General features: G+C 65.6%; 16 protein-coding genes and 1 pseudogene. 3 read left to right on the top strand and 14 right to left on the bottom strand.

Annotation, left to right across the window (positions count from 1 at the left end; genetic code table 11):
- Nucleotides 1-305 (bottom strand): hypothetical protein (locus BS329_RS43685; RefSeq protein ID WP_208619366.1); only part of this gene is annotated, 305 nt, incomplete at its 3' end.
- An 86-nt stretch (nucleotides 306-391) separates the two neighbouring features.
- Between BS329_RS43685 and BS329_RS39515 the strand changes: the two genes are divergently transcribed.
- Both BS329_RS39515 and BS329_RS44265 read left to right on the top strand, forming a co-directional pair.
- Entirely contained in the window at nucleotides 392-733 is a 342-nt protein-coding gene (locus BS329_RS39515) for an NAD(P)/FAD-dependent oxidoreductase (RefSeq protein ID WP_076168469.1), read from the top strand.
- On the top strand, nucleotides 733-1038 hold the full coding sequence (locus BS329_RS44265; RefSeq protein ID WP_076168468.1) for a tryptophan 7-halogenase: 306 nt from the start codon (nucleotides 733-735) through the stop codon (nucleotides 1036-1038). Before BS329_RS39515 ends, BS329_RS44265 begins: the two co-directional genes overlap by 1 nt.
- Before the next feature lie 477 nt (nucleotides 1039-1515).
- On the opposite strand, the gene BS329_RS39505 is transcribed toward BS329_RS44265, so the two are convergent.
- The 5 genes from BS329_RS39505 to BS329_RS39485 form a co-directional block, all read right to left on the bottom strand.
- Nucleotides 1516-2094 (bottom strand): hypothetical protein, encoded by a 579-nt coding sequence (locus BS329_RS39505; protein WP_084750793.1) that lies wholly within the window; start codon nucleotides 2092-2094, stop codon nucleotides 1516-1518.
- Nucleotides 2095-2843: 749 nt separating this feature from the next.
- Nucleotides 2844-3215: a hypothetical protein gene (locus BS329_RS39500; protein ID WP_143253422.1), complete on the bottom strand. Its 372-nt coding sequence runs from the start codon at nucleotides 3213-3215 to the stop codon at nucleotides 2844-2846.
- Between the two features lie 30 nt (nucleotides 3216-3245).
- Nucleotides 3246-3686, bottom strand: coding sequence for a hypothetical protein (locus BS329_RS39495; protein WP_143253421.1), 441 nt, complete (start codon nucleotides 3684-3686; stop codon nucleotides 3246-3248).
- Between the two features lie 78 nt (nucleotides 3687-3764).
- Complete coding sequence (locus BS329_RS39490; RefSeq protein WP_076168461.1) at nucleotides 3765-4079, bottom strand: peptidase inhibitor family I36 protein; 315 nt, start codon at nucleotides 4077-4079, stop codon at nucleotides 3765-3767.
- Nucleotides 4080-4149: 70 nt separating this feature from the next.
- A complete protein-coding gene (locus BS329_RS39485; protein WP_076168459.1) occupies nucleotides 4150-7167 on the bottom strand; it encodes a BTAD domain-containing putative transcriptional regulator in 3018 nt (1005 codons plus the stop codon).
- A 207-nt stretch (nucleotides 7168-7374) separates the two neighbouring features.
- Here BS329_RS39485 and BS329_RS39480 point away from each other — a divergent pair, with 207 nt between their 5' ends.
- Nucleotides 7375-8346 (top strand): ArsR family transcriptional regulator, encoded by a 972-nt coding sequence (locus BS329_RS39480; RefSeq protein WP_076168457.1) that lies wholly within the window; start codon nucleotides 7375-7377, stop codon nucleotides 8344-8346.
- Nucleotides 8347-8456: 110 nt separating this feature from the next.
- On the opposite strand, the gene BS329_RS39475 is transcribed toward BS329_RS39480, so the two are convergent.
- The 8 genes and pseudogenes from BS329_RS39475 to BS329_RS39450 all read right to left on the bottom strand — a co-directional run bounded on the left by BS329_RS39475 (nucleotide 8457) and on the right by BS329_RS39450 (nucleotide 15493).
- The gene (locus BS329_RS39475) at nucleotides 8457-8852 is read right to left on the bottom strand and encodes a hypothetical protein (RefSeq protein ID WP_076168455.1); all 396 of its coding nucleotides are present in this window, start codon (nucleotides 8850-8852) and stop codon (nucleotides 8457-8459) included.
- The gene (locus tag BS329_RS39470) at nucleotides 8780-9256 is read right to left on the bottom strand and encodes a hypothetical protein (protein WP_076168454.1); all 477 of its coding nucleotides are present in this window, start codon (nucleotides 9254-9256) and stop codon (nucleotides 8780-8782) included. The genes BS329_RS39475 and BS329_RS39470 overlap by 73 nt, the downstream gene beginning before the upstream one ends.
- 177 nt (nucleotides 9257-9433) lie before the next feature.
- A complete protein-coding gene (locus BS329_RS45330; protein ID WP_279628255.1) occupies nucleotides 9434-9556 on the bottom strand; it encodes a hypothetical protein in 123 nt (40 codons plus the stop codon).
- Between the two features lie 533 nt (nucleotides 9557-10089).
- A complete protein-coding gene (locus BS329_RS39465) occupies nucleotides 10090-10530 on the bottom strand; it encodes a hypothetical protein (RefSeq protein WP_143253419.1) in 441 nt (146 codons plus the stop codon).
- A gap of 403 nt (nucleotides 10531-10933) precedes the next feature.
- Nucleotides 10934-12127: pseudogene (locus tag BS329_RS39460) on the bottom strand (IS701 family transposase).
- A gap of 146 nt (nucleotides 12128-12273) precedes the next feature.
- A complete protein-coding gene (locus BS329_RS43170) occupies nucleotides 12274-13497 on the bottom strand; it encodes a hypothetical protein (RefSeq protein WP_143253418.1) in 1224 nt (407 codons plus the stop codon).
- A gap of 44 nt (nucleotides 13498-13541) precedes the next feature.
- The gene (locus BS329_RS39455; protein ID WP_076168450.1) at nucleotides 13542-14792 is read right to left on the bottom strand and encodes a 3'-5' exonuclease; all 1251 of its coding nucleotides are present in this window, start codon (nucleotides 14790-14792) and stop codon (nucleotides 13542-13544) included.
- Nucleotides 14789-15493: a DUF6218 family protein gene (locus BS329_RS39450; protein ID WP_076168449.1), complete on the bottom strand. Its 705-nt coding sequence runs from the start codon at nucleotides 15491-15493 to the stop codon at nucleotides 14789-14791. Before BS329_RS39450 ends, BS329_RS39455 begins: the two co-directional genes overlap by 4 nt.
- Between the last annotated feature and the right edge of the window lie 192 nt (nucleotides 15494-15685).

Below are 15685 nucleotides of genomic sequence, written 5' to 3'. Positions count from 1 at the left end.
TGGTACTGGTGTGCGGTGAGCGCGACGTCGCGCAGGTCCTCTGGGGTGGTGGTGTCCACTGGTTCGGTGTGGGCGAACTCGCGGACCCCGGCTTCGCCGATCGACACCGCGCCGAGCATCTTGGTGATGAACAGCCCGTCGTCGCCGAACCCGCCTACGATGCCGGGATCGTTGGTGATCGCCGATTCCCGCTCGTCGCGCGGCCCCGCCCCGCGTGCGTCCCTCTTGCCCGGCGGGTGGCGAATCTGTGTGAGCGCGCCCGCCAGGCCAGCATGAGGTCCAGCCCGTCGGGTTCGGCGCGTCAAGGGGAATGACCTTTTCCGCGGCGGGCTCACCGACCAACTCACCGCCTTCCCCTCACCTCGCGGCATGACTAGCCGGGGCGGAACCGGTGTCGTCGGTCCGGGGCGCGGGCCCGCTCCGGCAACGGGCGTCGGGCCGGGTCGCGGGGCGCGTCCTGCTCGTCGGGGACGCGGCCGGTTACATCGACGCCCTCACCGGCGAAGGTCTCGCGGTGGTACTGGCCACCGCGGCCGAACTCGTCCGCTGCCTGCGCGCGGATCGTCCCGCCGACTACGACCGCGCATGGAAACGGACCACGCGGCGGTCACGGTGGTTGACCGAAACCCTGCTGTGGGCACGCGGGCGACCGGCGCTCTCGCCGCGGATCGTGCCGGTCGCCGCCCGGGCACCGCGGCTGTTCGCCGCCGTCGTCGACCAGCTCGCGCACTGATGAACGCCACGGAGGACTGGGACCTCGTGATCGTCGGCGCCGGTCCAGCCGGGTCGTCGGCGGCGACCGCGGCCTTGCGGGCTGCCCCCACCGCACGCGTACTGATGCTGGACACCGCCGACTTCCCCCGCGACAAGGTCTGCGGTGACGGTGTCGCACCGCACGCCATGGACGTACTCGCCGGACTCGGTATCGCCGTCACCGAACTTTCGGCGGACACCGAACCGGTCACAGTAACCCGTGATCACCTGGGCTACCCAGTCCCAACGGCACAAGACCGTCCGCCCACGTGGGAGCCGCCATGATGACCGAAACCGGCGGCAACCGGGGCAAGGTGACACCGCCGCATTAGCCTTACTGTACGACCGCACCGCGTCAGGGAAACACCCCGATACCGATCTTCTGATCGTCACAGTGTCCGGCGAACTGGACAAAGCCACACCCGCCGATGGCCCCTGCGGCTGGTCAGTCAACTCGACCGAGCCTGATCGGCGATCGCGAAGTCGACGTTCCCGCCCTCGCAACCACAGCGGTGCGTGCACGCGGCCTGCTTATGGTGTACCACCTAGCCTGCTTACGGCACCGTTTCGACATCGACGGCGCCGTCCTTCAAGACCCTGCCACTCGCCCTTCCCCACGACGCCTTGACCGGAAAAGAAGGGAACCCGATGCCGCCGCAGTCCGACCACGACGCGCTCCGTGGTGCTGATCTGGCTGTACCACGCCATCCGCATCGGTCGAAAAGGCGGCTGTTCGCCGGCCGCCACACGAGGGATTGAGCGTCACGAGGAAGCCAGTCTTCCCTCGCGACTGCCCGAGTAAGCGGCCGCTCGCATCGACACGAGCCACGACGGCGTGAGACGCAAGCCGGGAGGTTGGGCCGCGACCGGGTCGAAAGCGATAGCCGGTTCTTCGGCATTGATGCGCGACAGGACGATCTCGGCGGCAGGGCGCCACGGCGCTCCAGCCACAGCCACCTTCAGTCGTAGTCGCAACGGGCCGACGTTCACCGACCGGGCCACGTCGGCGACCGAAGCGCGATCCGCAGGCAAACCGGCCACCTCCGCACCGAACCAGAGAGTGCGGTCGTCGACGCGATAGGCCATGAGGCTGCAGTATCGATCACTGTTCCAGGTGCGCAGGGGCCAAGGCAGCATCCGCCCGATGCGGCGGCCTCCCATCGAGGTGGTGAGCAAGAGGTCCCAGTACGCGGACGAAGCGCCGAACCTCAGGGCGAGCCCCAGCGCGTCAGGGAGGGCGCCCGGCGTCCCAGCGCCTTTCGACAACCTGGCCAGGACGGGACCGGGCTGAAGTGGTAGGGATCCGGTCGACACCGAGACAACCTCACCCGCCAGCACCACACCACGAGGATGAACGGCACGCGCGCGCCTGAGCGCGGCCAATGAGCGAAACATCGGAGTGATCACAGAGCTCATACCACTGAGTGTTCCCCGCTGGAACACAGGTAACCGCGGCATATTCACTGACCAAGGTTCGATCCGGTCCGACATTGTCGTTTTTGGTGCGGTATACGACGGCCAGCCGATGCGAGACGCGCCGCCCTCGCCAGTCAGGTGAGTGAGACAGTATGCCGCGAGAGCGGCTCACCTAGCGCGAGTGATCGGGCACATCGGCTCTTCATTCTCCGTTGCTCTTCCCACGGAAACCTGACAGCTCGCCTCTGCATACGAGTCAATGTGTCGGCGGTTGCGAGACCACGGCGTGAAGTCAGCGGTGAGCGAACGCCGCGTAACGCTGCGCCGAACGGATGCGACTCCTACGTTGAGTGACGTGGGTCACTCCAGGGAATGGTTCCTGACGTGGACAGCCCCAACGACATGGCGCGTCCGTGATCGAAGACCGAGGCCGACGACCGCGCCACCCCGGGGGCGGAACGGAGCCGTCATGAAACGAAGTCGCCTTGCCATCCCTGCTTCTCTGGTGTTGCTGGGAGCGTCGAGGTCGGCGAGGGCGTAGTCGTGGTGACCGGGAAGTGCGTGGAACGGTCATCGATCCAGCCTCGATCGGATCCTGCACCAGGACGAAGGGCGGACGGTCACTGTGACCGTCCGCCCTTCGAGAGAACCGGAAGTTCGTTCCTTGAGAAACGTCAGACCCGGTAGACCTTGATGTACATACTCTGCCATGGGCCGTTCTCGTCCTCGAGGCCGACGAGGGCGAATCGGTCGCCATAACCAGGCGACTGGCAGGCCCAGCTCAGTGGTGCGTCGTTCACCATCCCGCGCCGGAAGCAATCCGATGAGCTGATGTAGGACTTGATCGCCACATTGGCCCCGCCCGAGACATCGAACTCGATCACCAGGGGGCCGCCGTAGCTGTAGAAGCCGACGTCACACCAGGCCGCCGCGGCACAGTATCGCTCGGCGACAAGCGTTGAGGCCGCCTGCGCGGTGCCGGTCGTCCCGATCGCGGCCGCCAGACCTATCGCGGCGAGAGCAGCACCATGACGAAGCTTGTTCAAGATACTCATCCTTCCCACCCAGCGTGGTGACTAGAGCCAGATCTGGAAACAGTTGGTGTCGGAAGCCTTGCCGTCCCAGGTCGTCCGGCTGCATACGTAGGAACCGCTCACCGCGTTCTTCTCCGCGGTGAACAGCGCGCCCTGCGTACCCGTGTGGCAGCCCTGATGGGTGTACGTCTGCTCCCAGTGCCCAGAGGCACTTGACCGGCCCCAGACGTCCAGCTTGCTCCGGCAGATGTCCGCAGGGTAGATGATCGGAGGCATGACATGGGTAGCCGACAACCACACCTCGACCTTGTCGACCCAGGTGCTGTTGCCATAGATGTACATGCAGGCCTCATTATAAGTCCCCGGCCCAGGGGCCTTGATGCACTGCTTGGCGTCGGCGACGGCTTGCCCGGCGGGCAAGAGCGCGAACGCGGCGACCACCGATGCGATCGTGGCCGAAATCCTGCCTAGTGTTCTACGCACGTAATCTCCCCAGAATCTGGCCTGACCCAGTCAGGCTCGGAAGTCAATGTTCGCGCTGGCTTTGCGCGATCCCGATCGTCAGCATTCGCGGGCGGCGTGGAATCGGGCCTCGCCGTAGTCGGCGTAGGGTTCATAGCCGGGATAGGCGCGCCAGGTGCCGCGGTCGCTCTCCAGGCACCACACCTTGTCGGTGGTGTTGGACCAGCTGCGGATGCGATAGTTCCCGATGCTGATGCCGCTCCACCCGTTGCTGCAGGTCGTGGAACCGCCGTAGTTCGACGCCGTGTGCACGCAGAGTTCCGGCCGTGGTGCGGCGCTCGCGGTGGGGGCGAAGGCCGTCGCCGCCGTCGCCACCGCGGCGAACGCCGGCGCGGTCATGCTCAGCTTCTTCACTTCTGCTCCTTCGTGAACGTCAGAAGAACGAGATCAGTAGTCCACGAAGGCGATACCCCGGACAAGGCGGTTAAGGTCTCGCTAAAGAGCTTGCGGCTCGGGCGAAAGCCGGTGGCGAACCGAGGCCGCGACCGCGCAGCAGGGACCGGATGCTCGTGGCGGCGGGGTGACCGATCCGGTCGAACACGGCGAGAGCCTCGTGCCAGTACCTCTGGGCCGTCGCGTCTTCACCCGCCGAATCCGACAGGTGGCCGATGGCGCGAAGGGTCGCCGCTCTTCCTTCGAGGTCGCCGATCTCGATGCGAATCGCCAGTGCCCGGTGGAAGCCGTCCATGGCCTCGTCGTAGCGGCTCGCGTGGTGATGGACCCGGCTCAAATTGTGCAGTGCCGAAGCTTCGAGGTGCTGGTCGTCCAGTTCCTCGTTCAACGCCAGTGCTTCGAGAAGGCTTTCCCGCGCGAACTCGGCCAGTCCGAGGTCCGCGGCGACGAATCCCAGGGTGCACAACGCCTTGGCCAGTCCGACCGTGAACCCGGCCCGACGGCACAGCTCGACGGACTGTCCCAGGACGGTGAGCGCTCGCCGGGATCTCCCGGTTTGGTGCAGGACCGTGCCGAGGCAATCGAGGGCCGCGGCCTGTCCGGCGGGCATGCCCAAATCCCGGAACATGCGTTCCGCGCGACGAAGATGTCTTTTCGCCGCGAGGGGATCATGTCCGCAAGACCGGTGGGCGGCCCCGAGGCTGTAGTGCATGGCCGCTTCCGCGGACTCGTTCCCTTCTCGCTGGGCGGCCGTCAACGCCGCCTCGGCCATCGAGCGCCAGGTGGCGACATCGTAGTTGCGCCACAGGTAACCGCGGAGGACATCGGTGAGCTGCCAAGAGAGTTCCCGTGGGCCGTGTTCGGCGGCGTGCAGGACCGAAGCCGCCAGGTTTCCGCGTTCGGCCGCGAGCCAGTCCGCCGGCGCGACGGCGATTTCCTCGGCGCGGCAGCGTGTTTCGGGTAAGGAGCACAACCGCAACATGCCCGGGTAGGCCCGGTCGGTCATCGCCTTTGCCGCGTGCAGGTAGTGCTCGGAGAGCCGCTGTCCGGCGAGGGACCGATCACTCGCACTGTCCACTTCGGAGCAAAGCTGGGCCGCGTACAGGCGGAGGAGGTCGTGGACCTGGTAGCGGTCGGAGACCCGAGGCTGGAGGAGATGCGCTCCGACGAGCTGGTCGACGAGGTCCATTGTGTGTTCGACGGTGAGGCCCGCCAGCGCCGCCAGAGCCGCGATGCTCACATCGGCCGAGGGGACGAGACCAAGCAGGCGGAACAGGCGAGCGGACCCCGGACCCAGGGTGGCGTAGGAGAGGTCGAACGCCGCTTGCACCGCCACACCACCGTTGCGGCCGAGTGTCAGCCCGGCGAGCCGGTTGCCTTCGCGGAGTGCGGTCACATAGTCATCGAGGCCCCCGTAGGAGGCTCCACGCGCGAGGTTCGCCGCTGCGATCCTCAACGCCAGCGGCAGACGTGCGCACAGATCACTCAATTCGGCCAGTGCCGGGGTGGCCGGACTCCGGCCCAGCAAGCGAGCGAGCAAAGTGACGGCTTCGCGGTCGCCGAGTACGTCCAATTCGATGAACCGGGCGTCGGTGCGCAGGCCGAGCGCGGACAGGTCATTGCGGCTGGTCACCGCTACCGCGCTGCGCGGATTGGCGGGCAGGATGGGCAGGACCTGTTCCGGCCCGGTCACGTTGTCCAGCACGAGCAGCACCTCGCGGTCGGCGAGCACGGAACGCAGCATGGCCGCGCGTGCTTCGACATCGTGCGGGACCGAGGTGGATTTGACGCCGAGCCCGGTGAGGAACGCTGTCAGCGCGTCGCCCGCGCTCCGGGCCACGGTGCCGGAAAAGCCATGCAGGTCGTAGTACAGCTGCCCGTCAGGGAACCGGTGACTGACCCGGTGGGCCCAGTGGACCGCGAGCGCGGTCTTCCCGACACCCGCGGAGCCGGTGAGGACGATGACCCTCGCGGTGCGCCGCGAGCCGTCGGCGACGTTCAGAAAGGCGTCGAGTTCCGCCAGTTGCCGAGCGCGGCCCAAGAAGGCGGTGCTGTCAGGCGGTAGCTGTGCCGGTGCCCGGGGGTTCTCGTCCCGGCTCGGCGTCGCCCGGTCGGGCCCGAGACAGCGCCGATACGCCGCACGCAGTTCGGATCCGGGGTCGACACCGAAGAACTCACGGAGTCGACCGCTGATCTCGTGGAACAGACGGATGGCGGCCTGTCGCTGCCCGGTGGCGGCGAGCGCGAGCACGATCCGCGCGTTGGCGCCCTCGTGCAGGGGTTCAACCTCGGTGACCTTTCGCAGTCGTGGCAAGGCGTCCTGATGGCGGCCGCGCGCGAAGGCGAGATCCGCGTAGGTGAGAACGACGGTCATCCATCGTTGCGTCAGCGCGACGACGGCCGGATGCTGATGGGCCTCCGGCCCGAAGTCGGCCAGCACCGGGCCTCGCCACAACGTGAGCGCTTTCTCGTACACTTCCTCGGCCGTCCAGAGCCGCCCCGCCTCGTGCTGGGCCGCCGCGTCGGTCGCCAGGACGGTGAATTCCAGGGCGTCGCATTGCCCGGCCGTCACGGTGAGCTGGTATCCGGTGCCGATCCTGCGCAGCTGTGCGGTCGAGCCGTTCGTCCGCAGCAGCCGCCGAATCCGGGACACATAGGTGTGGACGAGATCCCGGTAGGTGGCGGGGATGTCCTCGACCCACACGAAATCGACGATGTCCGACTGTGCCACCGGCTCATTCGCCCGCAGGGCCAGCAGGCCGAGCAGACGCCTCAGCTTCGGGGCGCCGATGTCGATCCGGCGTCCGCCGTCCCGAACGATCATCGGGCCGAGCACGTCGATCCGCAGCGCCGTGCCGGAGGTGATCTCGACGGCGGAAAGCCCGGTGACCTCGACGAGCTTCCGGACCGACCTGGGATGCGGCCGGGGGCTCGACTCCCGTTCGATGTCCCGCAGGGTGCGCACGCTCAGACCCGCGCGAAGGGCCAATTCGTTCTGGGTGATTCCGTTCCGTGCTCGGTAGGCGCGCAGCGCTTTACCCAAGGTCATGACGCCCCCAGCGTTCGTTCTTTTGCCGACCTGTCACAAAAATACCGTGTCCGGTCGACGAATTTCCCCCTGTTTCGCCGGTCGAGAACGAACTCTGCCGGTCTGCGCCTCTTTTGCCTGGTCAAGGCGGTGACGCGGCTCAAGGATCGCGCCAGGTCCCGGGATCGGTGTCGTGCCTAGGCTGGACCGGCGAACAGAGGGGGTCTTGTGTTGCGCATTCACTTTTCGGCGGCCGACGTGCTCGGATTGCGGGTTTCTGTCGCCCCTGATCCGCTGTGGGAACTTCTGCTGAGCGTGCACGCGGCGCAAACGGTCGGAATCAGTGGCGCGCTTCGTGCCTGGCGCACGGCGGTGCGCGGCAAACTAGCGCCGTCGGCCGCCCTGCTCTGGCCCTTGGCGCGGCCGCTGGGCTACTCGCCGGACTTCTTGACCCCGACCGCGGGCGAAGCCGACTTCGAAACAGGTCTGGACCAGCTGCTGGCCACCTCGCGGACCAGCCTCCGGGCCGACCTTTCGCTCCTGGCGACCCAAACACGTCCGACAGCCTGGACGACTGACCTGGCCGACGGCAGGCGCGAGGCACTGCATCGGCTGCGCGACGCGTTGAAGGCCTACCACGCAGCCGCAATCGACCCCTTCTGGGACGTCATCCGGCGAATGGCAGGCGCGGATCGCGAGAGAAGGGCCGCGACCGCGATCGGTGAGGGCGCCGGAGCCATGCTCACAGCCTTGCATCCCGATATCCGCTGGGACGGCGGGGTGCTGGAAGTCGGCTATCCGGTCGACCAGGACGTCCACCTGGAAGGGCGGGGCTTGACCCTGGTGCCCTCGTTCTTCTGCGGGCCAAGGCCCATCACCCTGCTGCGGCAGAACGAACGACCCGTGCTCGTCTATCCCGTCGACCGGGAATTCGACGCTCTCGCCATCGGCGGTTCCACGCGTCTCAGCCGGTCGCTCGCCGCTTTGCTGGGCAGGACCCGGGCACAAATCCTGCACGCCATCGCTACGGACGCGCCCGTCACCACGTCGGATCTCGCGCGGTCGGTCGGGATCTCCGTCGCCGGGATCAGCCAGCACACGTCGGTGCTGCGGAACGCTGGGCTCATCACCACGGTCCGGGACCACGGCTTCGCACTCCACCACGTTTCACCGCGCGGCGAGGTCTTGCTGAGTGGCTGAGCCGTCGGGGCGGCGAGTCGCGGTCGCCGAAGTGGCATAGCCGATCGGCAAGGCGGCTCGGCTCCGTGCATCGGGCAGGTCGTGACCGGCCCAGGAACACTTGACTGTGGCTACGTGATGAACGCGAGTTCGAGCTCGGACGCACAGTGGGCGTAGCGGTCGTCGACCGCGGCGGAGCGTATGAGGGTGCCTTCTTCCCTTCGGTACACCCGGTCCGGGCCGCCGAAGGACAGCCAGTCGAAACCGGTGTTCGCCCACGTGTCGTCGAAGATCAGGTCGTGCGCGCGCACCAAACTCAGGTTGACGTGGGCGTCGGCGAGACAAGTGAGCCGCTCGAGCGCGTCGGCGTCGTGATCGCGATCGGGGTGGCCGAGCCCGTAGGCGATCCGGGCGACCAAGTCCCGTCGGCGGAGCATCATCTCCAACTGGGCGATCAGGCCGTCGGTGACGACCGCCGCGCGCAGGACCGGGGCGACGAGCAGGAACCGGCGGCGTGCACTGGCCACGGCGGTGGCGAGTAGTTCTGGGTGTTCGAAGAGGGGACGCTGCGCACGGTGAGCGCGGCCAATTCCGCGCGCGCGGCGGCGGCGTCCTCGTCATCGGCTGCGAGGACGGTGCCGGGTTCGGTCACCGCTGGAGTGGTGTCGGCGCGCCGTTGCAGGCCGCGGACGGTGTCGTGGGGCGCGCGCTGGGCGGCCAGTTGCGGCGGCAGCGCGGGTTCCCCGACCGAGGGTTCGACCCTGATCTTCATGGCGGCGGTACCGCCGGCTTCGGCCAGCGCCTGGTCGTGTGGTGTGCTGACGATGTCGTCGACCGCGACGGTCAGGCGCACGTCGTCGAAACCGGTGGCGGCGAACCCAAGGATCACGGCGGGCAGGTACTGGCGAGTGACGGCATCGACCGCGAGCACGTCGATCCGCTCGCTGCCATCCGGCCGTCCGCGCCCGTGCCGGTGACCTGGTGGTGGGCCGGGCCGAGGAGGCGGTTGATCGCGCGGGGAGTGACCTCGTCCCGTGGCGGCGTCCTTACGCCCGATCAGCTCGAATCTCCTGGTGGCCGTCGGGGCCCACAGGAGCCGGTCGAACCCTTACGGGTCCGTGACGCGCTGCGGCGAGGAGGTCAGCAGGTCCTCGGCGGCCACGGTGCCGGATCGGGCCCAGGCTGATCCGGCGAGTGCCGTGGTGCTCGGGGCGGTAGTCGAGATGCTCATCGGACAGCCGGCGCGCGGCATCTGGTCGCAGAACGCTGGCACAGTACAGAACCGCGGCGTCGTAGCCGCGCGGCGCCCATCCCCAATGCTCCCAATCCAGCATCCACAACGTCGGGGTGGTCAGGTTGCACCAGTGCAGGTCGCCATGGGCACACGACCGCGGTGCTCGCCGGGACTGCGGTTCGATCGAGTTCGTCAAGAAGGTGGTGGGCCGAGCCGAAAAGACAGGCTCGCTATCCTCCGACAACGACAGGTGAAACCCGAGTCGCCGATGGCGCGCGCACAGAGCTGGGCTGATTCGCCGTCCTCTGTCGCAAGGAGCGCGGCGGAGCAGCTTGCGCCATCGCCGACCACGGCCGGATCGAAGACCACCTAAACCTGAGTGAAAGGGTCCAGAGCGCATCGGGCCCGATGCGCTCTGGAATCCTTGGCGAGACCACCGCGCATTGGCAGCGGCTGGGACTGGGGCCGTCCGACGAGCCGACGGCAATGTGATCGGGCCGAACAAGCGATCATCTACCGGAAGCGGCAGCTCATGCCGTGATCGGCGCGCAAGCCCGATTCAGGTAGGTCGATCCTTCGAACAGGGCAGCGCACACGGTAACGATGGCCCGGTCCACACTCTGGTTGATGTCGCGGTGGTGTTTCTCGGCCATTCGTCTGCCACCCCAGGAGTTACTGCTCTCATCGAAGATCTGACCGTTGTCGTAGAAGAAAGTCACCACGATTTTCGGGTTCCCGACGCCACCGGAGCTGACGAATTCGCCTTCACCCCACCAGATGGTATGCCTGCTCTGCGCGGACCAGCGGACACTGAGCCAGCCGGTCCCGCTCTGGATGAGCGTCGTACCTCCACCTTCGGCTTGGATACCCACCTCTGCGGGAGTCGGCGGAGCCGCCATCGCCGTTCCCGCGCCCACCAGTGAAGTAAGCACCACCAGAGTGCCCACCATAAATCTCTTCAGCACGTTCACCAGGTTCTCCTTACTCGAATCGAGGAACTGAATTTCTCTTCCCTTATGAAGGATCACTTGAGTTTGAACGAAAGACCACCCAGTTAACGGCTCGCTGAAATCACCACAAGGCAGTGGCACTTCCGGTATGATTGCGCGAATCCCTTCTGGGAAGTGACCTGCACTGGTGAGCTTATCGAGTCGATCATGACCTTTCGGCAGCGGCGGCGGACTTCACCGAGAGCACCGACGGTCGCGATGGTTGCTGCGTGCAGCCCGCAGGCCCGCGCGAGCGCTAGTGCTCCAGCCGCAGTTCGTGATTAATGGCCTGTCTTCGCTGGTGTGGGCTTGCTGGGCGCGGTGTTGATGGCGTCGGCGCCAGTGTGACCAGGCCCAGGTCGCGAGGTGGTCGAGCGGGTGGTGATCAGGTGTGCCAGGAGACGCTTGACCTCGCCCAGTGTGATGGGGATGAGGCCGCTACCAGGGCTTTTGGGGCTATCGCGGCGGTGACGGCCAGGTAGGTATGGGCGAGCATGGCCAGGGTGATGTGCCGGTACCAGGGCGTCGTAGCGGCGTACCTAGCACTGATCCAGGCCGATGTCGGTTTTGGCGGTCTGGAAGCAGTCCTCGATCGCCCAGCGTGCTTCAGCGACCCGAATCAGTTCCTGATCGATCGTTCCTGTTGGGGCGCAACATAAGTAGTAGGCGATCTCATACTTTCCTTTGCTGTTGCGGGTCGACGAACGGCGGGCGAGTAACCAGCGGTCCCAGCCGGGTGGAGTGGTGTCGGAATAGGTGAGTAGTTCGGCGACGGCCCAGTCGAACAGCCGTGGTCCTTTGGCGCCGTCTCCGCAGCTTCGGCGTTTCCACGCGTCAGCGGGTGCGTGAGCGACGAGCGCGTCGGCGCGGGACGTGCCGGCCACCGCGGGGATGGTCTGGCTGCTGGGCACGGCCACGACATAGCCGATCCGCTGATCTTCCAGCCAGCGACGGAATTTCGAGTCACCGCCGTAGGCTTAGTCGGCGGTGACCCAGGTGGCGGGCACGCCGGCGTCCAGAGCACGGGCGAGCATCCGCTGCGCGAGCACGGTTTGGTCGCGAACTCGACCTCGTCGGGAACCGCTGCCTCGCGGCAGCGTTCCCTGACGCAGGTCCAGGACTTCGGCACATTCAGCTCACGGTCGATCAAGGTACGACCTTTGCTTGTGGCATAAGCACAAAACACGCCGAGCTGGCAGTTCTCGACGCGTCCGGCAGTGCCGGAATACTGGCGTTGCACCCCAGCAAATTTGGTGCCCTTCTTGAGAAATCCGGTCTCGTCCACAATCGACACACCGTCACGCTCACCCAGGTGACTGATCGCGTAGTCGCGGACATCATCACGGACGCCGTCAGCGTCCCAGGCCGCCGCGTTGAGCAGACTTTGCATCCCATCCGGGGTGATATCCCCGGCAGCCTCGGCCAGTGTCCACCCGTTCTTGCCGGCCAGCGGCGCAAGCAAGCCACGCACATAGGCACGGGCCCTGCGCCGAGGTTCAGCCCGATGAAACTGTCCCGCGACCTTCGCAAACAGGTCATCCAAACCGGTAACCCAGGCAGCCAGATCATCATCACTCAACACAAGATCGACACACTACCCGACCATCATCACAAAGTGCGGCTGGAGTACTAGCAGCAATGACCGGACAACCCACCTGCTAGCCCAGCCATAGCGTGCGCACTCAGCTTGTGGGTACGTCAAGGCTCCGCTGAACTGTCCGAGTGTCATTCCAGCCGAGTTGACACTTGCTCCCAAGATGAGGCCGTTGCACTGTCTAGCGCCACAGCGACGATGAGACGACCGAAGACGTCTACCTGAATGTCGTCTGTCCATCCTCCTTCCAGGCGGCGTCGACGCAGCGTGTCTTGGCGATCCTCCAGCTGTTCACTGCGAAGAACTCCAAGAAACAGATGTGTCTTCGACGATCCGACTAAGTCGGTCTTCACCCAGCCACCTCGAACGGGCTCGTCGTCGAGGACTTGACGACCGTTTTCCGGCGCCGTTTCGTAGAGATAATCTACAAAATTTCGAGCATAGGCGCGCATTCCCATCTCGAAGTCCATACCCGAGAAACCCGACTCGTCGGTTCCGTCAACCGCATGATATGAGCGGTCGGCCAGCCTCTCATTCGTTCGCTCACCCTGAGGGTCCACGATTCCGCCGCCTGAAGCGTCACCAGCCGTCGCGATAGAACGAGGTCCCTCAACTTCCGCATCCGGCACTCGGGAGCCAGGTGGCGGCTCCGAAGCGGGCGCCGAAGGCGGCCTTCGCTGACCGCTGGGAGGCAACGTCACATCAAACAGGTCAACAGCCAGTGCTGGACCGCCAAGGCACGTCCACGCCATCGTCACCGGATGGTAGTTGTGACGCTCCGACCAGCCAAGCATCTGATTCAGCCGACGCCGCTGTTCAGCGGTCGGTCGCATTTTCCTAGGGGGTCGTGTAGATCGTCCCCGCGCCTCTCCAGCCATCCTGGATATGCCCACTGCCGGGTCGAGGAACAAGAGGTCTGGACGCACTCCCCGCCGGTGATAGTCTCCTGCAAACCTGGCGGGCAGAGTATCGAAATGCTCAAGGTCATCGTGGTTCCCAGGCCATCGGAAATGGTCACTCACCGTCGCCGTTAGCATGCCCATGCCCACCGATTCGGTCACAAAGGCCCCGATGTGACGCGCAGCGGATTTCAGGTCTCCGACCCGTGCCCTCACACGACTATTCTTGCTTTTGGACATACTTAAGAAGCTGAGGACGAGGTTGAGTTCGTGTTGCTTAACCCTGTAAGCCATCCTGCGTCGCAGCGGGGCAGCCAAAGTGTTGACCTTCAGAAGGCTGGGAACCCAAACGTCGATCGGTCGGCGCTTGTCCAAGGTAGCACGAACCACGACAAGCTCACCATTGGCATCGTAGTCACTTTCACAACGGAAGACACGCAGGTCCGCAGTCGGCATTTCATCATTCTAGCAACCGTCGCGTGCCGAGCTCTCAGCGGCGGTTACTCCTTCATTGATTCAAGGGCACGGATGAAAGCAGCCTCGGCCACGACAGGTACTCCCAGAAGACGTGCGTCTTTTGCCTTGCCGGACAACGAATCGGGATCCGCGGCGGCAACGACTCGGGTCTTCTTGCTCACCGAGCTGACCACCTGGAGGCCGAGGCCTTCCGCTTCTGCTTTGAGCTCGCTGCGTTGACGTCGCATGGCTCCGGTCAGGACGATCCGATCACCAGGGCGTAGGACGAGTCCCCCGATGCTGACTTCCGCGACCTGGGCCTGCGGCCGCTGTGTCGGCGCGGCCTGTTCCTCTCGAAGAACGAGCTCAACTTCGTCGGCATCGAGGCCGAGAAGGTCGGCTACCGCTTCCAGGTCTCGTCGCTCTTCTACGGACACGCGCCCGTCCGCCCAGGCAGCTCGCGCGAGATCGCGCAGGTAGGCGTGGTGGACCTTGATGACTTCCGCTTTGTGTAGGCCGAAGTCGAGGGCAACCTCGACCAGCGCATCGGCCTCCGATACCGAGATCTGCCGGTCGAGCAGGGCTCCGTCCAGCACGGCAAGGTAGGCATCCATCGCGGGATCGCCCTCCCGCGGCACGCGGTCCACCAGCCGAGCAAGAAAATGCGGCTCGGCAATAGCAGCCGCCTGACGACGCACGGGCTTCACCAGAGCGCCTGGCATGGCGGGTAGATCCCAATGCACGTCCGGCAGCCCCTGCAGCCGCGACGACGCTATCCCTGGGGCACCCGCAACCAGTCGGCCGAACAATCGGGCTGCAGCTAGGGCATCCCCGAGCGCAGTGTGGAATCGCACGCCATCGACGCCGACCGCCTTACAGCACTCAGCAAGCGACCGTCGCATCCCAGAGAAAACGGCGCCCGCAAGCCTCATCGTGCACACACCGCCGGACAGGTAACCGGACAGATCCACAGCCAGACGCGCGAATTCAGCGCGCAAGTGCATGGAATCGAATGGCAAATTGTGCGCGACCACGACACGCCCACGGAAGAGTTCGAGCAGGTCACCAGCGACCTGCTCGAACTTCGGAGCACGACGCACCTCGGCGGCGCGGATACCGTGGATGGCCTGCGGGCCGAGATCACGGTCCGGATTCACCAGGGTCGACCACTCGTGGGTGATCTCCCCTGTGAGATCGACGTGGACGACCGCGATCTCAGCCACACGATGACGAAAGCCGGGCAGAATCCCCGTCGTCTCGATATCGACAACGGCAAACCCACGAAACGACCTCATAGCGGAAGCCTCGTCGTCATGCCGGCTTGCACCGACGCGAGCCAGGACGGCGGCAACGGCTCGGCATCCCCGTGAGTCTCTCGGACATAGCGACGTCTCTTAATTCCTTCGGTCTCGCCCCACTGCCGGACCAGCCACCGCAGCACCCCGACCACGGTCAAGGCGCCCGAGCCAACTGCCGTCGACCCGGCAACAGGACGGACCCTCGACAACGACCTCAGGTCATCGAAGCCAATCGGGCGTTCAGCTATGAAATCACTGCTCCACTCCACATCAGCCACATTCTTGAGCTCACGCTTCGCCGCTGACACGGTCTCGTTGTATGCCGCGCGACGATCAACGATGTCCGAGAAACACTGAAGCGGCGAAAAGAGTTGCGCTGCCCACCATTTCTCCGCATCGACCCCGGCAACCTCGGTGACCCGGTCGAGCACCTCCTCCAGCTCGCTCCGAACGACGCCGGTGATCGACCTCCGCTCCACCAATGTCAAGAGGCGACGGGCATCGTCCCGCGAGCCGAGCAGGCGCTCCAATGAGTAGATCCACGCCCCGACCGGTGTCCCTTGCGGGCTCACATGCCAGACCGCGACTGACTCGGTCCCCTCCACGCCAGGACCAACCACCAGCACGGCACTCGCAGGAGCCGCCAACGCGACCGGAACCTCCACGACCGCGTCTTCCATCTCGTCGATGTCGCTCACGCACTACCCACCCTCAAATCGGCCGAACGCCTCAACAAGTCGCAGAAAGGCTCGAAGTGTTACGGGATGCCTGCTAGCCAGGACGACACCGTTGACTGCCGGACCCGAGCGGTGAACGTTCGGGGGGTTTCCCACCTGCCCGGTACGGCCCCGACCCTCGACCTTGACAACAGCCCAGGAATCGCTGCTGAA

It is taken from the genome of Amycolatopsis coloradensis (assembly GCF_001953865.1).
Classification (GTDB): Bacteria; Actinomycetota; Actinomycetes; order Mycobacteriales; family Pseudonocardiaceae; genus Amycolatopsis; species Amycolatopsis coloradensis.
The sequence above is the reverse complement of the archived record's forward strand: the minus strand, read 5'-3'. Positions and strand labels throughout refer to the sequence as shown.